General features: G+C 51.4%; 14 protein-coding genes and 2 tRNA genes. 5 read left to right on the top strand and 11 right to left on the bottom strand.

Features of this window, described 5'->3' with window-relative positions:
• The 4 genes from murJ to rimJ form a co-directional block, all read right to left on the bottom strand.
• Complete coding sequence (gene murJ, locus ACMV8I_RS04580; protein ID WP_498864005.1) at window positions 1-1,536, bottom strand: murein biosynthesis integral membrane protein MurJ; 1,536 nt, start codon at window positions 1,534-1,536, stop codon at window positions 1-3.
• A gap of 153 nt (window positions 1,537-1,689) precedes the next feature.
• Entirely contained in the window at window positions 1,690-2,622 is a 933-nt protein-coding gene (locus ACMV8I_RS04575) for a Gfo/Idh/MocA family protein (RefSeq protein WP_498864004.1), read from the bottom strand.
• 9 nt (window positions 2,623-2,631) lie between these two features.
• Window positions 2,632-3,303 carry a DUF480 domain-containing protein gene (locus ACMV8I_RS04570; protein WP_498864003.1) on the bottom strand — a complete coding sequence of 224 codons (672 nt, stop codon included), beginning with the start codon at window positions 3,301-3,303 and terminating at the stop codon, window positions 2,632-2,634.
• Between the two features lie 9 nt (window positions 3,304-3,312).
• Window positions 3,313-3,897 (bottom strand): ribosomal protein S5-alanine N-acetyltransferase, encoded by a 585-nt coding sequence (gene rimJ / locus ACMV8I_RS04565; protein ID WP_498864002.1) that lies wholly within the window; start codon window positions 3,895-3,897, stop codon window positions 3,313-3,315.
• Window positions 3,898-4,251: 354 nt separating this feature from the next.
• Between rimJ and grxB the strand changes: the two genes are divergently transcribed.
• Window positions 4,252-4,899, top strand: coding sequence for a glutaredoxin 2 (gene grxB, locus ACMV8I_RS04560; RefSeq protein WP_498864001.1), 648 nt, complete (start codon window positions 4,252-4,254; stop codon window positions 4,897-4,899).
• A gap of 190 nt (window positions 4,900-5,089) precedes the next feature.
• Window positions 5,090-5,653, top strand: coding sequence for a lipoprotein (locus ACMV8I_RS04555; protein WP_498864000.1), 564 nt, complete (start codon window positions 5,090-5,092; stop codon window positions 5,651-5,653).
• Between the two features lie 73 nt (window positions 5,654-5,726).
• On the opposite strand, the gene ACMV8I_RS04550 is transcribed toward ACMV8I_RS04555, so the two are convergent.
• From ACMV8I_RS04550 to ACMV8I_RS04535, 4 genes are all read right to left on the bottom strand, one after another.
• Window positions 5,727-6,311: a TorD/DmsD family molecular chaperone gene (locus tag ACMV8I_RS04550; protein WP_498863999.1), complete on the bottom strand. Its 585-nt coding sequence runs from the start codon at window positions 6,309-6,311 to the stop codon at window positions 5,727-5,729.
• A gap of 56 nt (window positions 6,312-6,367) precedes the next feature.
• Complete coding sequence (locus ACMV8I_RS04545; protein WP_498863998.1) at window positions 6,368-7,108, bottom strand: phosphatase; 741 nt, start codon at window positions 7,106-7,108, stop codon at window positions 6,368-6,370.
• Between the two features lie 98 nt (window positions 7,109-7,206).
• A complete protein-coding gene (gene ghrA / locus ACMV8I_RS04540; protein WP_498864716.1) occupies window positions 7,207-8,148 on the bottom strand; it encodes a glyoxylate/hydroxypyruvate reductase GhrA in 942 nt (313 codons plus the stop codon).
• A gap of 135 nt (window positions 8,149-8,283) precedes the next feature.
• Window positions 8,284-9,765 (bottom strand): peptide MFS transporter, encoded by a 1,482-nt coding sequence (locus ACMV8I_RS04535; RefSeq protein ID WP_498863997.1) that lies wholly within the window; start codon window positions 9,763-9,765, stop codon window positions 8,284-8,286.
• A gap of 408 nt (window positions 9,766-10,173) precedes the next feature.
• On the opposite strand from ACMV8I_RS04535, the gene ACMV8I_RS04530 reads away from it, so the two are divergent.
• From ACMV8I_RS04530 to dauA, 3 genes are all read left to right on the top strand, one after another.
• A tRNA-Ser gene (locus ACMV8I_RS04530) sits at window positions 10,174-10,263 on the top strand.
• Between the two features lie 199 nt (window positions 10,264-10,462).
• A tRNA-Ser gene (locus tag ACMV8I_RS04525) sits at window positions 10,463-10,552 on the top strand.
• A 252-nt stretch (window positions 10,553-10,804) separates the two neighbouring features.
• Window positions 10,805-12,490, top strand: a complete 1,686-nt coding sequence (dauA, locus tag ACMV8I_RS04520; RefSeq protein ID WP_498863996.1) for a C4-dicarboxylic acid transporter DauA — start codon at window positions 10,805-10,807, stop codon at window positions 12,488-12,490.
• An 80-nt stretch (window positions 12,491-12,570) separates the two neighbouring features.
• On the opposite strand, the gene kdsA is transcribed toward dauA, so the two are convergent.
• The 3 genes from kdsA to ACMV8I_RS04505 all read right to left on the bottom strand — a co-directional run bounded on the left by kdsA (window position 12,571) and on the right by ACMV8I_RS04505 (window position 14,736).
• The gene (kdsA, locus tag ACMV8I_RS04515; protein WP_498863995.1) at window positions 12,571-13,425 is read right to left on the bottom strand and encodes a 3-deoxy-8-phosphooctulonate synthase; all 855 of its coding nucleotides are present in this window, start codon (window positions 13,423-13,425) and stop codon (window positions 12,571-12,573) included.
• A gap of 106 nt (window positions 13,426-13,531) precedes the next feature.
• Complete coding sequence (gene sirB1 / locus ACMV8I_RS04510; RefSeq protein ID WP_498863994.1) at window positions 13,532-14,341, bottom strand: invasion regulator SirB1; 810 nt, start codon at window positions 14,339-14,341, stop codon at window positions 13,532-13,534.
• Window positions 14,342-14,343: 2 nt separating this feature from the next.
• Window positions 14,344-14,736: a SirB2 family protein gene (locus tag ACMV8I_RS04505; RefSeq protein ID WP_498863993.1), complete on the bottom strand. Its 393-nt coding sequence runs from the start codon at window positions 14,734-14,736 to the stop codon at window positions 14,344-14,346.
• Window positions 14,737-14,769: the final 33 nt, after the last annotated feature.

Raw genomic sequence — 14,769 nt, 5'->3', positions numbered from 1 at the left:
TTAATCCAGACGACGGGCAAACTCTTTAACACGAAAACCGAGCAGGCCAAGTACGCCAAAATAGGCCACCACGCCTACGACAACAACCGCCAACAGACGTGCCAGTCGATATGCCATTCCGCCCACATCCCACGCAGGCATCAGAGTCATCATGCCTATCAGCGCAGCCGACATCACCACCACTGCGACGACCAGTTTGATCAGGAATATACGCCAGCCCGGCTGCGGTTGGAAGATATCCTGTTTTCGCATTTGCCAGTAAAGCAAACCTGCGTTCAAACAGGCGGCCAGACCAATCGACAGAGACAGGCCCGCGTGTTTTAGCGGACCGATAAACGCCAGGTTCATAAGCTGCGTTGAGGCCAGCGTGATAATCGCAATCTTAACCGGCGTTTTGATGTCCTGACGAGAATAGAAGCCTGGCGCCAGTACTTTCACGACAATAAGCCCCATCAGGCCGACGGAATAAGCCACCAACGCGTGCTGGGTCATCAGGGCGTCGAAAGCGTTGAATTTGCCATACTGGAATAATGCGATGGTCAGGGGTTTCGCCAAAATACCCAACGCGACGGAACTCGGCAAAGCCAGCAAGAAGCACAAGCGCAGGCCCCAATCCATCAGGCGGTTATATTCCATATGGTTTCCGCTCGAGAAGCTACGCGCCAGTGAAGGGAGCAGAATGGTCCCCAGAGCAACCCCAAGCACTCCGGATGGAAACTCCATCAGGCGATCGGCGTAGTACATCCATGACACTGAGCCTGATACCAGAAATGAAGCAAAAATGGTGTTGATGATCAAAGAAATCTGGCTAACTGAAACCCCAAGAATTGCTGGCCCCATTTGACGCATTACTCGCCAGACACCTGCATCTTTTAGGTTCAGGCGCGGCAACACAAGCATGCCAATTTTCTTCAGATGCGGCAGTTGGTAACCCAGTTGCAGCACGCCGCCGACAACCACAGCCCAAGCCAATGCCATCACTGGGGGATGGAAATAAGGCGCGGCAAACAGCGAGAAACCGATCATGCTGACGTTAAGAAGCGTCGGCGCAAAAGCTGGGATTGAGAAGCGGTTCCAGGTGTTAAGAATCGCCCCCACCAGCGACGCCAGTGAGATCAGCAATATATAGGGAAAAGTAACCCGCAGCAGTGCACTGGTCAGTGCGAATTTATCCGGTGAATCTACAAATCCCGGCGCGGTAATATAAATCACCCACGGTGCAGCAAGCATCCCCAGGATAGTGACCAGGGCCAATACAAGTGTGAGCAAACCCGAAATGTAGGCGACAAATGTTCGCGTAGCCTCTTCACCCTTCTGGGCTTTGTATTCGGCCAGAATCGGCACAAAAGCCTGAGAAAATGCGCCTTCAGCAAAAATACGACGTAGCAAATTGGGGAGTTTGAATGCCACAAAGAAGGCATCGGTGACCATCCCCGCACCGAAAACGCGCGCCACAATCGCATCGCGGGCAAAGCCTAATACACGTGAAAACATCGTCATTGAACTGACGGCGGCCAAAGATTTCAGTAGATTCATGTCATTTGTTCTTAGTTGCCAGTCATTAAACAACCGCGCCTGCGGTAACAGGCGTGGTGGCAATAACCGGCAGGGTTCTAACGTGCGCCATAGTTTACGCATACCAAATGCAATAGCCACTGGCAGTTGTTATATAATATTACCTGCCAGCACTCAGGCGGTTATCCCGTTATTTTTCAGAATCTTACCGATAATACGCTGAGCATAAATCCCCTCCTCGGCACTGGTTTGCGGGGCAGTATGATTAGCGGCACAGTCAATGAAGTGATTGATCGCCCCTTCAAATCCGCGCTCAGCCAGCGTGGTCTGCCAACTAGCAAGCGGCAACTGACTGATAATGTCGTGTTTCTCCTCCTGCCACTGTTTCATATCACGAAGCTGATAGACCGCACCCTGCGTCACCGCCTGCACACTTTCCCGCGAGCTTCCCGCCTGACGGTGCATTGAGGTGGTTACAATGCTGCCGTGACAATTGAAGTGGTGCTCGGCATAGATAAGCTGGTTGTGATCGTTAACGGTGAGTTGGCCGCTGAGCAAGTTTGCCTGACCTCCCGCCAGCCACAGTGCAGTGTCCACTACGTGCAGGTAATCATCTAGCAGCGTGAAGCGCAGATCGTTTGGCCCTACGCTGTCCGACCGGTGTTTATCCATGCGCAGTGAGGCAGCCGGCTGCTGTTCAAGTTGCTGTTTCAGCTGCACGTAGCGTGGGGCAAAACGCCGGTTAAAACCGACCATCAGAGTTTTACCCGCTTTGTGCGCCTGTTCAATCAGGCTTTCTGCCTGATCCAGCTCTGCAGCTAACGGTTTGTCGACGTAGACATGAACGCCCTGCTGCAACAGCTGGCTGACTACCTCGAAATGCGAGGAGGTACTACTATGCACAAACACCGCGTCACACTGAGACGCCAGCTCATCCAGGCGCGAGAAGCAGCGCATACGGTAGCTGTCGCAAACTGACTGAGCTTTTTGCTGATTGGGAGAGAACCCGCCCACCAACGTCCAATTTTCTTCATGGCTGAGCACCGGCAGATAGGCTTTTTGCGCAATTCCACCCAGCCCGACGAGGCCAATTCGTAGTGTAGTCATCTGTTTCCCTCAGCCCGCCAGCTGTTCCAGAAGGCGGTCCAACCGCTGTTTAAGTTCGGCCACGTCAGTTTCAAGAACGGCGACACGGTCTTCAATAACACGACCATCGATAACAAAGTGTCCCGCCGCTGGCGCACCCGATAGATCGTCTTCTGCTGCGGTGGCGACGTCACTCACTTCGCCACTGAACAGATGCATGAAGCGGCTTTCACGCTTGCCCGGCTCTCGTGCCAGACGTACGCAGAAAGGGCCATCTTCACGATTCGCCAGGCCGGTGAGTGTTTGTTCCACTTCACTGACATCCGCAAAATCATGCAGCCGGCTGGTGCGGGTACGCAGTTCACCCGTTGTCTGTGCACCACGTAAAAGCAGGGTGGTGACAACGGCCACTTCCTGCGGTGAGAATTTAAGGTTGCCGAATTCTGAATTACAAAAACGATGCTCATATTTCATTGTACGACTGCCGCTATAAGTGCGGATAATGTGTTTGCGCAGCAGTAAATCCAGCGTCTGCTGCACTTCACTTTCGCTCAACTCTAACACCGGTTCACGGTTAGTTTTCTGATTGCACGCCGTGGTCAGACCGTTGAGCGTCATCGGATATTGTTCTGGTGTGGTGAGCTGTTTCTCCAGCAAACAACCCACCACGCGGGCTTCTTGGGCACTCAACTCATGCTTCATGCGGGTTCCTTAACGAGGGGAGGTCCATTCCTGATAAGTCAGGGCGGTCAAAATATGATCTTGCCACTTACCGTCGATCAATAAGTAATCTTTGGCGTAACCTTCGCGCTCAAATCCCAAACGGGTGAGAAGATCCCCGCTGCGCTGATTGTGCGGCATATAGTTGGCCATAATACGGTGCATTTTCTGTTGGCGCTGCATATAGCGGATCAACGATTGTAGCGCCTCTAACATTAGCCCCTGCCCCTGCCATTTTTCGCCCAGTGAGTAACCGAGGAAACAAGCATGGAATGAGCCACGCAGGACATTGCTGAAATTAGCCACGCCTTGCACGTTATTCTCATCGGGGTCAAGCAGGATGAAGTAATAAGCATTGCCCTGTTTTTGCATCTCGGTGATCAGCCCAAGACGGGCCTGCCAACCGGATGGATAACAGTGACTTTCATCCCTGACGGGTTCCCAGGGCTTCAGAAACTGGCGGTTTTCAACATAGTAATCCGCCATGCGTTGCGCATCCCGCTCATGAACTAAACGCAGGACCATCCGGTCAGTAGTAAGCCGCACCCTAGGTGTGGCAGATTTATAGCCAAACATCCCTTCCCTCCATAGTCCGCACGGGCCGATAAAAGTATTGATAGAAAACCCAATATCAGGCCTGTCCACTCACTGTCAGTGGTCAATTCTGCCAGTCTCCGCGCGGCTTGACGATAAAAAAATATTATTGCTGAGCCATTGCGTAAAACGCTGGTCACATCTCTGGCCGACGCCAGTGTTCGTAGCCATTGTATGCGCTTCGACCGCCCAGGGCTGGCTACCGGGATGTCATTAGTGATAACGGCGGCAGTTTGATCTCCCTGGCTTTTTTAACCATACTTCACCATGCGTCGTAACCCGGTGGGCTTTATCCTTCACCCTACAGGCCTGCCACGGATAAAGGAGCACTGCATTATGAAACTCTACATCTACGAACATTGTCCCTTCTGCGTTAAAGCTCGCATGATTTTCGGTCTGAAAAATATTCCCATTGAGATCAAAGTCATGCCAAATGACGACGAAAAAACGCCGATTTCGATGGTTGGTAAAAAGAGTGTGCCTATCCTGCAGAAAAAAGATGGCAGCTTTATGCCGGAAAGCATGGATATTGTGCATTACATCGATAAAAGTGATGGCAATCCGCTACTAACCGGCGGGACCAATCCTGCGATTGCCGCTTGGCTGCGTCAGGTGTCGGAATATACCTCGAAATTGCTGCTCCCGCGCTTTGCCATGGCCCCGCTGGAGGAGTTCTCAACTCCAGTAGCCCGCAAATATTTCAGCGATAAAAAACAGGCCCAAATAGGTGACTTTAAGGAGCATCTGAAGCACTCAGAGGGTTTGGTCAAAAAGATCAGCAATGATCTGCGGGCGCTGGATAAACTGATAGTTGAACCTAACGCTGTAAACGGTGAATTATCAGAAGATGACTTCAGCCTGTGGCCACTGTTACGTTCGCTGACGATTGTTCAGGGTATTGAGTTGCCCTCCCGCGTTCAGGCATATCGCGATAATATGGCAAAACAGACTCAGGTAAATCTGCTGACCAGCATGGCCAGTTGATTTTTAGCCGGAGCTTTGCTCCGGCAACTTCCCGCCGTTCGCACATTTTCCTCTTTTAATCTTTGTCTCAAGCACTTAGGCTAATCGGCGTTGTCTGATAGGCATAACGTTTTTAATAGACCATGCTGGCAAGGTTGTTTATATCTGTCGTTGCATAGACATTTTGCCGCGTTACGTCGCTGAGGAATAAATGAGAAAGTTATTTTTAGGGGCCGCTGCCCTGATGTTTGCCGGCCTGCTTGCCGGCTGTAACCAGCTCACGCAATACACGTTGAGCGAACAGCAAGTGAATGACTATTTACAAAAGCATAATGATTTTCAGAAACAGCTGGGCGTGCCTGGTTTGGTTGATGCGAAAATTATCCTTACCAATCTTAACAGCCAGATTGGCCGCGCTGAGCCTGGTAAAGTGACCCTTACCGGCAATGCCAGCGTAGATGTGTCCTCGCTATTTGGGCAGCAAAAAGCCGACATGACCCTGACGTTGAAAGCGCAGCCCTCTTTCGATAAGGAAAAAGGGGCGATTTTCCTCAAAGATATGGAAGTGGTGGATTACACCATCAAGCCTGAGAAGATGGACTCAGTGATGAAAGGGTTGATGCCGTATCTCAACCAGTCGCTGAAATCCTATTTCGATCAGACACCGGCGTATGTGCTCAATGGCGATCACAGCAAAGGCGAGGCGATGGCGAAGAAATTGGCCAAAGGTCTGGAAGTCAAACCGGGTCAACTGGTGATCCCTTTTACTGACTAAGTCCTCCAACTGCATAAAAAAGCCCGGCATGAAATTTCATCGCCGGGCTTTTTACTTTGAAACTGAAGAAGAATTACTGCTCGTCTTCTTCGTCGCCTTCCAGGTCCTGTGGTGCCGCTTCATCCAACTCATCACGCATAACCTGCAGCGCTTCACGGCTGATTTCAGCCAGTGTACGGTAGAAACCGCTGGTCGCATGAGCTTCTACTTTACCCAGGAACTTACCGCACCACGGGAATAAAAACGTGTCGAACAGAGTCGTTTGCGCCACCACTTCATCTTCCGTTGACTGATCTTCCAACCACGATGCTGCCAGCAGCATGGAGCCAAAATGGTCAGCAGGCGTTTCACCGAGGGGCATCCCGCGCTGTTGCAGGAAGGTGCGTACATCCAGTTCATTGGCACCGTCAACATAGTCGCTGCGATACGGTGATACAGCGCATTCAGCACCGACAAACAGGTGGTTAAATTCAGCAGCCAATGCTTGTGGATCGGCACTTTGCTGCAGGCGAACCAGCAGCGCATCCTGCTCCAGCGGCCAATGCTCAAGCAATTTTCCTTGCTGGATCAGGCCGAACAGAGGCTCCAGCAGCGGATCTTGTGGCTGGCGGTAAAACAACGTGCCGAGTACGCGGCAAACAACGGAAAATTCATTCATATCGGCAACCTGCTAAGCCTGAGGGAAAAGGGAAAGATAAAACGGCCGTGACAATGTCACAGTTCGCTTAATTCAGCAATGGGCGTTCGACCACGGGCTTGCAGAAAATCGAGAAAGCGTCGCGGGCTGACGTTGAGAATACGGTCATCAGGGAACTCTGCTTCACGCAAAATCCGTTCACAATGTTCGAATCCGCCCAGTGAATAGGCAATGTGGGAGTCGGACCCTAGCGCCAGCCAGCCTCCCGCCTCTTTTACAGCCTGCACGATGGCACGGCAATTCGGCTCACTGCCTTTACGGGAGTGCGTAAATGACGAGTTATTCAGTTCGAGTGCCACATTATATTTGGCCGCGGCCGCCGCCACTGCGGGAATATCTATTGGGTAACGCGGGTTGCCCGGATGACTAATGATATGCACGTCACCACCGGCCATCGCCGCAATCATCGCCGCCGTGTGAGTTTCTTTATCGGAAGGAGGCATCACCGGTTCGTGGAACCCGGCAATAATAACATCAATGGCGTCGAGCATCGGACCCGTACAGTCGATATCACCCGCAATATTTTTTATATTTGATTCAATACCGCGCAGAATACCCACTCCGTCAACCACCCGCGGCCAGACCTGCATATTCATAAAATGCCAGTAGTGTGGGGCATCCGCCATGTCAGGGCCATGGTCAGTGATAGCAAACAACCTGATGCCCTTTCCTTTTGCTTCATCTATATAGTCATGCAGCGTGCTGTAAGCGTGCGTGCTGGCGACAGTGTGCATATGTAAATCAACCGGATATGGCATGTTAGCTCCCTCAAGTAGTCAGTCACAGCGGCGATGTTCGCTGTGACTGTATTATTTTAGCAGACTCTTGTACTGACTAACGCAACGGACTAATAGGCTTAATAACCCCGGTCGAGGTCAACTAACCCGGTCGGTGCTCGCCCCTCTTCGATTGCCACAATATTGGCGGCAATGTTGTCCATCGCCTGCTCAGGCAAAGTATTAGCACCGATGTGCGGAGTGATGCTAACACGTGGATGTGACCAAAAAGGGTGCATGCCCGGAAGTGGTTCTTCAACAAATACGTCCAGCGTCGCCGCGGCGATCTGCCCGCTGTCGAGCGCGCGCAGTAAATCGCCCTCAACCAGATGTACCCCGCGCGCCAGGTTAATCAGGTAGGCATGGTCGTGCAGATGGCCGAATAGACTCTTATTCAGGATGCCTGCTGTTTGCGGCGTATTGGGCAATAGGTTTATTAGCAGCTTGCAGCCACTGGCGAAATCATGCAGTTGATCGTCACCAAAGTAGCTTTTAACGCCCGGGATCTCTTTAACACTGCGGCTCCAGCTACGAACCTGAAACTGCATACCGATCAGTTTTTCCGCCACGCAACGGCCAAGAACGCCAGCACCCATAATGCCAATGGTGAAATTATCATGCTGATGCGGCGTCAGCGGACGCCACTGTTTTTGTTGCTGGAGCAGTTGGTACTCATCCATCCGGCGGAAATAACGCAGCACAGAACCCAACGCATATTCCTGCATCTGCAACGACATGCCGGTGTCTTCGAGGCGCAGTAACGGCACGCCTGGTGGTAATGTCCCCGGTTGACGCTGCTCCTGCGAAATGATGGCATCTACCCCGGCGCCAAGGGCGAAGATACCTTTGAGGCTGGTGCGAGACATCAACATATCGTGAGGTGGCTGCCAGACCAGGGCGTAATCAGCGGGTATGGCATCACCCCGATGCCATACCCGGACGCTGGCCTGAGGTATTCTCTTACTTATTCCGTCAATCCATTGTTTCGAATCAAATGTAGGGTGGTAAAAAATAATGTTCATCATGGTTTGCCTCCTAAGCTCTGATAGATTTCCTCGAATATCATCAGGATGCAACCCAAAGATGCACAAAAAGAACAGGCCCCGTAAACGGAGCCCGTGAGATCATTCATTTATGCCCGGAATAGAAAGCTGTATTCAGGTAGGAACCCGTTGGATCAACCGACGCAACAGTGGGATCAGCACCACCAGCGCACAACCAACCGCCAGCGATCCCCATCCCAGCGCACTGAATACTGAACTGTAACCCGGATTGGATATTAGCGGCGTACTGCCAGTATTTTGTGGCATCAGACCGGAAATATAACTCGCGAGGACCGAGGCGACACCGGTCACCATCATCCAACAGCCCATCATCACGCCCTGATAACGGGCCGGTGCCAGTTTACCGATCATCGCATAACCAATAGGCGAAATAAGTAATTCACCGATACTTTGCAGAATGTAGCTGATGGCAATCCATTTAAACGCCACCAGGCCATCTCCCCCCGCGAGACTTATCCCCCAAGGCAGCACCAGCATACCCAGCCCCATGCAAAACAGTGAGGCGGAGAATTGCAGCGGAATATCCAGTTTCCAGCCACGACGACGCAGGAGTTTAAACCACAGCGCCATCAGCGGGCCACCCACCACGATCACCAAGGTATTAATATTTTGCACCCACTGCGGCGCAACGCGGATACCATAAACGTTCAGGTCGATATTATTTTCTGAGAACAGCATCAGGCCCATGGGTGCCAACTGATAAAGTGTCCAGAACACCAGCGAACCCATTGCCAGAATCAGATAGGCGCTCATCCGGCGGCGCTCGCCATGGTGACGATGACGGAACGTGATTAGTGCCATCACGATGAAAATCAATATGCCGAGTAAGACGACGAAATAACTGCTGAATTCCGCATGTGTCAGCAGCACGCGGATGACCGGTACCAGCACAATCAGTACCGCGATGCCGAGCGCCATGCGGCGCAGAAATTGGCTGCGGCTGACCTCTTTTAGCGGCGTGCTGATGTCAGCCAGAATGCGCCAGCGCGTGAAGGTCACGATAATCGCCAGCATGTTGCCCAATGTGGCAAACAGGAACAGGGCTTGATAGTTTTCGCTCAGCTGGAAATAACCGGCTACAGCAAAACCAATGAAGAAGCCAAGATTCATCCCGGCATAATTCCACAGGAAAGCTGACTCGCGGCGGTCATCGTCCGGCGCAAAACGCTGAGTGAGCATCATGTTCAGGCAAGTCACATTCAGACCACTGCCGGTAAGGAACATCGCCAGCCCCCAATACAGACCGGCCACGCCTTCCGTAGCAATCAGCCCGCAGCCAAATACCTGCAACACCATGCCGAGGACAAACAGGTTACGGTTACTCAGATAGCGCCCGCCAAGGTAGCCGCCAAACATATGCAACCCATAATTGAAGGCACCAAATACTCCCATGATCGTATTGGCGTTCGTTTCGCTAAAGCCCAGACGCTTGGTCGCATACAGCACCAGCGTGGAGTACAACACCGCAAAACCAAGCGTTGAAAAAGTTTGAATAAAGAATAGCGTGCCGGAACCTGCCGGAATAACCTGTCGATGGGCGTGGTGCGGCGATGCCGCATTCGGTGAATGACTCAAGTGTGACCCCGTCTTGCATTTAACGTTGAGTAAACAAAATACGATCCGCCAGACCCTTATTTTTATGTGGTTTTTTATGAGGCAAATCGCTGAAGGGCATTGTTATACCCCCAGGACTTTCGTTTTTCACAACTTATTTTGCCATTTGCTTCGCCGATTAACTGTTTGCGTGATAATTATGCTTTTATGCATCCAGACTTATTATTCCCCGCCTATTATTAGTGAGATTAATAATGGGAGACTATTACTTTAATTTGTTCGACCCTCTGCCATTTTTTGCTCTGTAAATCAGCAAATTGCTTTAAGTTTGAGTAAACGGATCGAATCATGAAAAAGAGTGTTGACGCTGGGGCTGCTTTTCCCCTACATTAGCGCCGGTCAGCAGTGCTACGGCGCTGTGCGACTTACGGTGAGGTGTCTGAGTGGCTGAAGGAGCACGCCTGGAAAGTGTGTATACGCTAACGCGTATCGAGGGTTCGAACCCCTCCCTCACCGCCATATAAATGATAAAGGGTCCTGATGAGAATCAGGGCCCTTTATCATTTATATGGCTGACAATCGACATAATTCCTGCTGTTAGTCGCAGATTGCCGATGTCTTAACCATCAAAACCTGAACCCGTAAATTTTTCTTGACCCATCAGGCCGCTCTCCCTATAGTAGCGCCCCGTTGCACTGATCAGCGATGTAACGACTACGGTGAGGTGTCTGAGTGGCTGAAGGAGCACGCCTGGAAAGTGTGTATACGCTAACGCGTATCGAGGGTTCGAACCCCTCTCTCACCGCCATATAAAAGCAGAAAGGCCCAGATGAAAATCTGGGCCTTTCTGCTTTTATATATTGCAAATGGCGCTGGGGATTGCCACATGCTGGCGAAAAACCGTTAATAGATACACCCCCCTTATTCCGGCCCATCCTGTTGTCCATTGATTTATATCTACAACATCTTCACTAAAAAGGCGTATGGTGCGCAATAAACCACGACGAGTCTGCCAGACCCGCCTTTTTTAGTGACAGTTATCAGGTGGATCCTCCTTGCTATGAATACCTCAGCTAATCGCCCTCTGCGTCTTTTCAGCGCCCTCATCGACGCTTGCATCAGTGAAAAATATACTGTTCAACGCCTGCTAAAAGATGCCATTGCCGGTGTCACCGTCGGGATCATCGCCATCCCGCTGGCAATGGCGTTGGCTATCGGCAGCGGTGTTCCTCCTCAATACGGCCTTTATACCGCAGCAGTAGCCGGGATCATCATTGCCATTTGCGGCGGTTCGCGGTTCAGCGTCTCTGGCCCCACCGCCGCCTTCGTGGTTATCCTCTATCCGGTATCGCAGCAATACGGCTTATCAGGTTTGCTGCTGGCAACACTCATGTCCGGGGTGATGCTGGTACTGATGGGGCTCGCACGCTTTGGCAGGCTGATTGAGTATATTCCATTACCGGTGACGCTGGGTTTCACCTCCGGGATCGGCATCACTATCGGCACCATGCAGATAAAAGATTTCTTCGGCCTGAGCGTAACCACCATGCCAGAACATTACGTCGGCAAAGTACTGGCGCTGGTCCAGGCGATGCCTACACTGGATATTGGCGATGCGCTGATTGGTATCGTGACTTTAGGGGTTTTGGTTCTGTGGCCTAAACTTGGCCTACGCGTTCCCGGACATTTACCGGCGCTGCTGGCAGGTTGTGCGGTGATGGCGGTCTTCATGCAGATGGGCCATCCGGTGGCCACCATCGGTTCACGCTTTCATTATTTATTGCCGGACGGTTCTCAGGGTAGTGGGATCCCAGGAATCTTACCGCAATTTACCCTCCCTTGGTTACAAAGCGGCAGCCACGGGTTGAGCCTGGATCTGGTTCAGGCACTCATGCCGGCTGCCTTTTCTATGGCGATGCTCGGGGCCATTGAGTCCCTGCTCTGTGCAGTGGTGCTAGACGGTATGACCGGCACAAAACATCACTCGAACAATGAGCTGATCAGTCAGGGTATTGGTAATATCATTACCCCGTTCTTCGGCGGGATCACCGCCACGGCTGCCATTGCCCGTTCGGCAGCTAATGTCCGCGCCGGTGCTACCTCGCCAGTCTCCGCCATTATTCACTCCCTGCTGGTCATTCTGGCGTTGCTGGTGCTGGCCCCTTGGCTTTCATGGTTGCCGCTGGCCGCGATGGCAGCCCTGCTGTTGATGGTTGCGTGGAACATGAGTGAAGCGCACAAGGTCATTAACCTTCTGCGACGTGCGCCTAAGGATGACATTCTGGTGATGCTGACCTGTATGAGCCTCACCGTATTGTTTGACATGGTGATTGCCATTACCGCCGGGATTGTGATGGCGTCGCTGCTGTTTATGCGCCGTATAGCTAAAATGACCCGCCTGACTGACGTACCCGGAGATTACGGCGCCGACGAGTGCGTACTGCGCATCAGCGGGCCGCTGTTTTTTGCCGCCGCCGAACGCATTTTCACTGAGTTATCGGCACGCAGTGGTGGCGCACAGCGCATTATTCTGGTTTGGGACCGCGTAGCGCTGCTGGACGCCGGTGGTTTGAGTGCGCTGCAAAATTATATTGAAGGATTACCGAAAGGCGTGGAACTGGTGATCACTGACATTCCCTACCAGCCGCTTAAGACGCTTGCCCGCGCCGGTGTGAAGCCTATCTTCGAACGGCTCAGTTTCTACAGCTCGCTTTCAGAAGCACTTCTCGATCCGCAACCACGCTAAGCAACGCGGAAAGCAAAAAGGCGCCCCTTTGAAGGTCGCCTTTTTATTTTGGTACTAACAACAACGCCGAAAACTTTTGCTTATTTGCTGGTATCCAGTACATCAAAGCTTTTAACCAGATCATCAATGGCTTTCATCTGAACCAGGAACGGTTCCAGTTTAGCCAGCGGCAATGCGGAAGGACCGTCGCATTTCGCATTCTCAGGGTCTTCGTGTGCTTCGATAAACAGACCTGCAATCCCTACAGCCATACCGGCGCGAGCCAGTTCGGCAACCTGCGCACGACGGCCACCGGAAGCAGCACCAAACGGGTCACGGGTTTGCAATGCGTGGGTTACGTCGAAGATAACGGGATGCCCGCCAGTGGCGTTGATCATCACGTTGATGCCCAGCATGTCGACCACTAGATTGTCATAACCAAAGTTGCTACCGCGATCGCACAAAATGATCTGATCGTTGCCACCTTCTTTGAATTTATCCACGATGTTACCCATTTGGCCTGGGCTGACAAACTGTGGTTTTTTCACGTTAATCACCGCACCGGTTTTTGCCATCGCTTCAACCAGATCAGTTTGGCGGGCCAGGAACGCAGGTAACTGAATCACATCAACCACTTCGGAAACAGGCTGTGCCTGCCAGGATTCATGGACGTCGGTGATGATTTTGACGCCAAAAGTCTTTTTCAGCTCCTGGAAAATCTTCATACCTTCATCAAGCCCTGGCCCACGGTAAGAGTGGATGGACGAGCGGTTGGCTTTATCAAAAGACGCTTTAAACACATAAGGAATGCCCAGTTTCTGCGTGACAGTGACGTAATGTTCGCAGACACGCATTGCCATATCGCGTGATTCCAGCACATTCATACCGCCGAACAAAACAAACGGCAGGTCGTTGGCGACGTTGATATCTTTAATGCTAACCACTTTCTGTTTCATGCTTTGGCCTTATTAAGAGTCAATCCGGTACAGTAATATAGGTAATTGGCTGTATTAAAACGCTAATTAGGTCATTGACCTCTGAAAATTCGTTGCAGATTGTAACTCAGTGCAGCGTCACTTGCTTGTGTTCAATGGCGTGGATCTGCATTTTTATCACTTCAGAAATCGGATCTTCAGGGCACTGTTCGACAAAATAATTTAAATCAGAAATCGCGATGTGATTACAGTCCAGCAGCGCATAAATCAAACCGCGATCGCGAATTTCGTAAGGATCCTCGGGATCAAATTCCAGCACGGCCTCACTTGCGCGCAGTGCCAGCTCAATCTGTTTCTCATCCATCAGCGCCGCTTTAAGCGTATCCAGCATTTTACGCACGATAACGGTATTCTCGGCTTCCTCGAGATCGTCATCTTCAATTTCTGCACTTACACCCAAATTACCCTTCAGCCACACGTGCAGGATATGTTCGCTGAGCGTGTCGCCATTGATCGGGTTCACCAGCCACATTTCTTCATCGAGCCAGTCGGCACGCATAATAAGTTGAGTCGGGAAGATAACCGGCATCAGCGGTAAATCCAACTGATGGGCAATATGCAGGAAAATGATACCCAGCGAAACTGGCGTTCCCTGGCGCGACGCCAGCACTTTGTCCAGCCAGATAGCATCCGAAAGGCGATAAACGCCGCCCGCCCCACCAAAACCCCAGGTGCGGTAGAACAACTTAATTAACACTTCAAGTTGTTGATCTTGGTTGAGATCCTGCGGCACCACGCGGCGCGCCTCATCAACCAATGACTGTAACTGACGATTGACCTCTTCGGCATTGAAATCAAAACGGATAGCCTGCGTCACCAGGATGACACCCTCGCTCAGCGGCGAGGTGTTAAATTCAAAATCAGCAATCGCACTCATAATTATCCCAATAGAAGCGGTATTTTGGTTACGGCTAGCTTCACGATCAAATATAAGCACCCCAGTGCCAGAATAAAGGCAATCCAGCGCGTTGTTTGACTGCGTGGACGTTTACTCAAGGCAACAAACCCAAGAAGGATATAGATGATAACGCCAAAAAGCTTTTCGGTCAGCCAGGTTCCCTGCGGGCTGAACGGATAGAAGTGAGTAATAAAAATCAGTGCAACACCGCTCAATAGCAATAACGTATCGACGGCGTGTGGCATGATTTTAACCCAACGTTTCTGCAGCATAGCAGAACCGGCCCATTTCCAGAAAAAACGCAACACGAACAATATTATGCTCAGCATGATGGTGATTACATGCAGATTTTTAACCCAAATATATGACGACATTTCCAGCATCCTTGTTAAGAAAATAAATGCCCT

This window comes from Ewingella sp. S1.OA.A_B6, from assembly GCF_049889095.1.
GTDB lineage: Bacteria > Pseudomonadota > Gammaproteobacteria > Enterobacterales > Enterobacteriaceae > Ewingella.
This window is presented reverse-complemented; position numbering and strand designations above follow the sequence as displayed.

Excerpts from the sequence above, each read along its gene's own strand:
- kdsA (WP_498863995.1), bottom strand. The coding sequence starts at position 13,425 with ATGAAACAGAAAGTGGTTAGCATTAAAGATATCAACGTCGCCAACGAC.
- sirB1 (WP_498863994.1), bottom strand. The coding sequence starts at position 14,341 with ATGAGTGCGATTGCTGATTTTGAATTTAACACCTCGCCGCTGAGCGAG.
- rimJ (WP_498864002.1), bottom strand. The coding sequence starts at position 3,897 with ATGTTTGGCTATAAATCTGCCACACCTAGGGTGCGGCTTACTACTGAC.
- ACMV8I_RS04570 (WP_498864003.1), bottom strand. The coding sequence starts at position 3,303 with ATGAAGCATGAGTTGAGTGCCCAAGAAGCCCGCGTGGTGGGTTGTTTG.
- dauA (WP_498863996.1), top strand. The coding sequence starts at position 10,805 with ATGAATACCTCAGCTAATCGCCCTCTGCGTCTTTTCAGCGCCCTCATC.
- ACMV8I_RS04550 (WP_498863999.1), bottom strand. The coding sequence starts at position 6,311 with ATGAATGAATTTTCCGTTGTTTGCCGCGTACTCGGCACGTTGTTTTAC.
- grxB (WP_498864001.1), top strand. The coding sequence starts at position 4,252 with ATGAAACTCTACATCTACGAACATTGTCCCTTCTGCGTTAAAGCTCGC.
- ACMV8I_RS04545 (WP_498863998.1), bottom strand. The coding sequence starts at position 7,108 with ATGCCATATCCGGTTGATTTACATATGCACACTGTCGCCAGCACGCAC.
- murJ (WP_498864005.1), bottom strand. The coding sequence starts at position 1,536 with ATGAATCTACTGAAATCTTTGGCCGCCGTCAGTTCAATGACGATGTTT.
- ghrA (WP_498864716.1), bottom strand. The coding sequence starts at position 8,148 with ATGAACATTATTTTTTACCACCCTACATTTGATTCGAAACAATGGATT.
- ACMV8I_RS04505 (WP_498863993.1), bottom strand. The coding sequence starts at position 14,736 with ATGTCGTCATATATTTGGGTTAAAAATCTGCATGTAATCACCATCATG.
- ACMV8I_RS04555 (WP_498864000.1), top strand. The coding sequence starts at position 5,090 with ATGAGAAAGTTATTTTTAGGGGCCGCTGCCCTGATGTTTGCCGGCCTG.
- ACMV8I_RS04575 (WP_498864004.1), bottom strand. The coding sequence starts at position 2,622 with ATGACTACACTACGAATTGGCCTCGTCGGGCTGGGTGGAATTGCGCAA.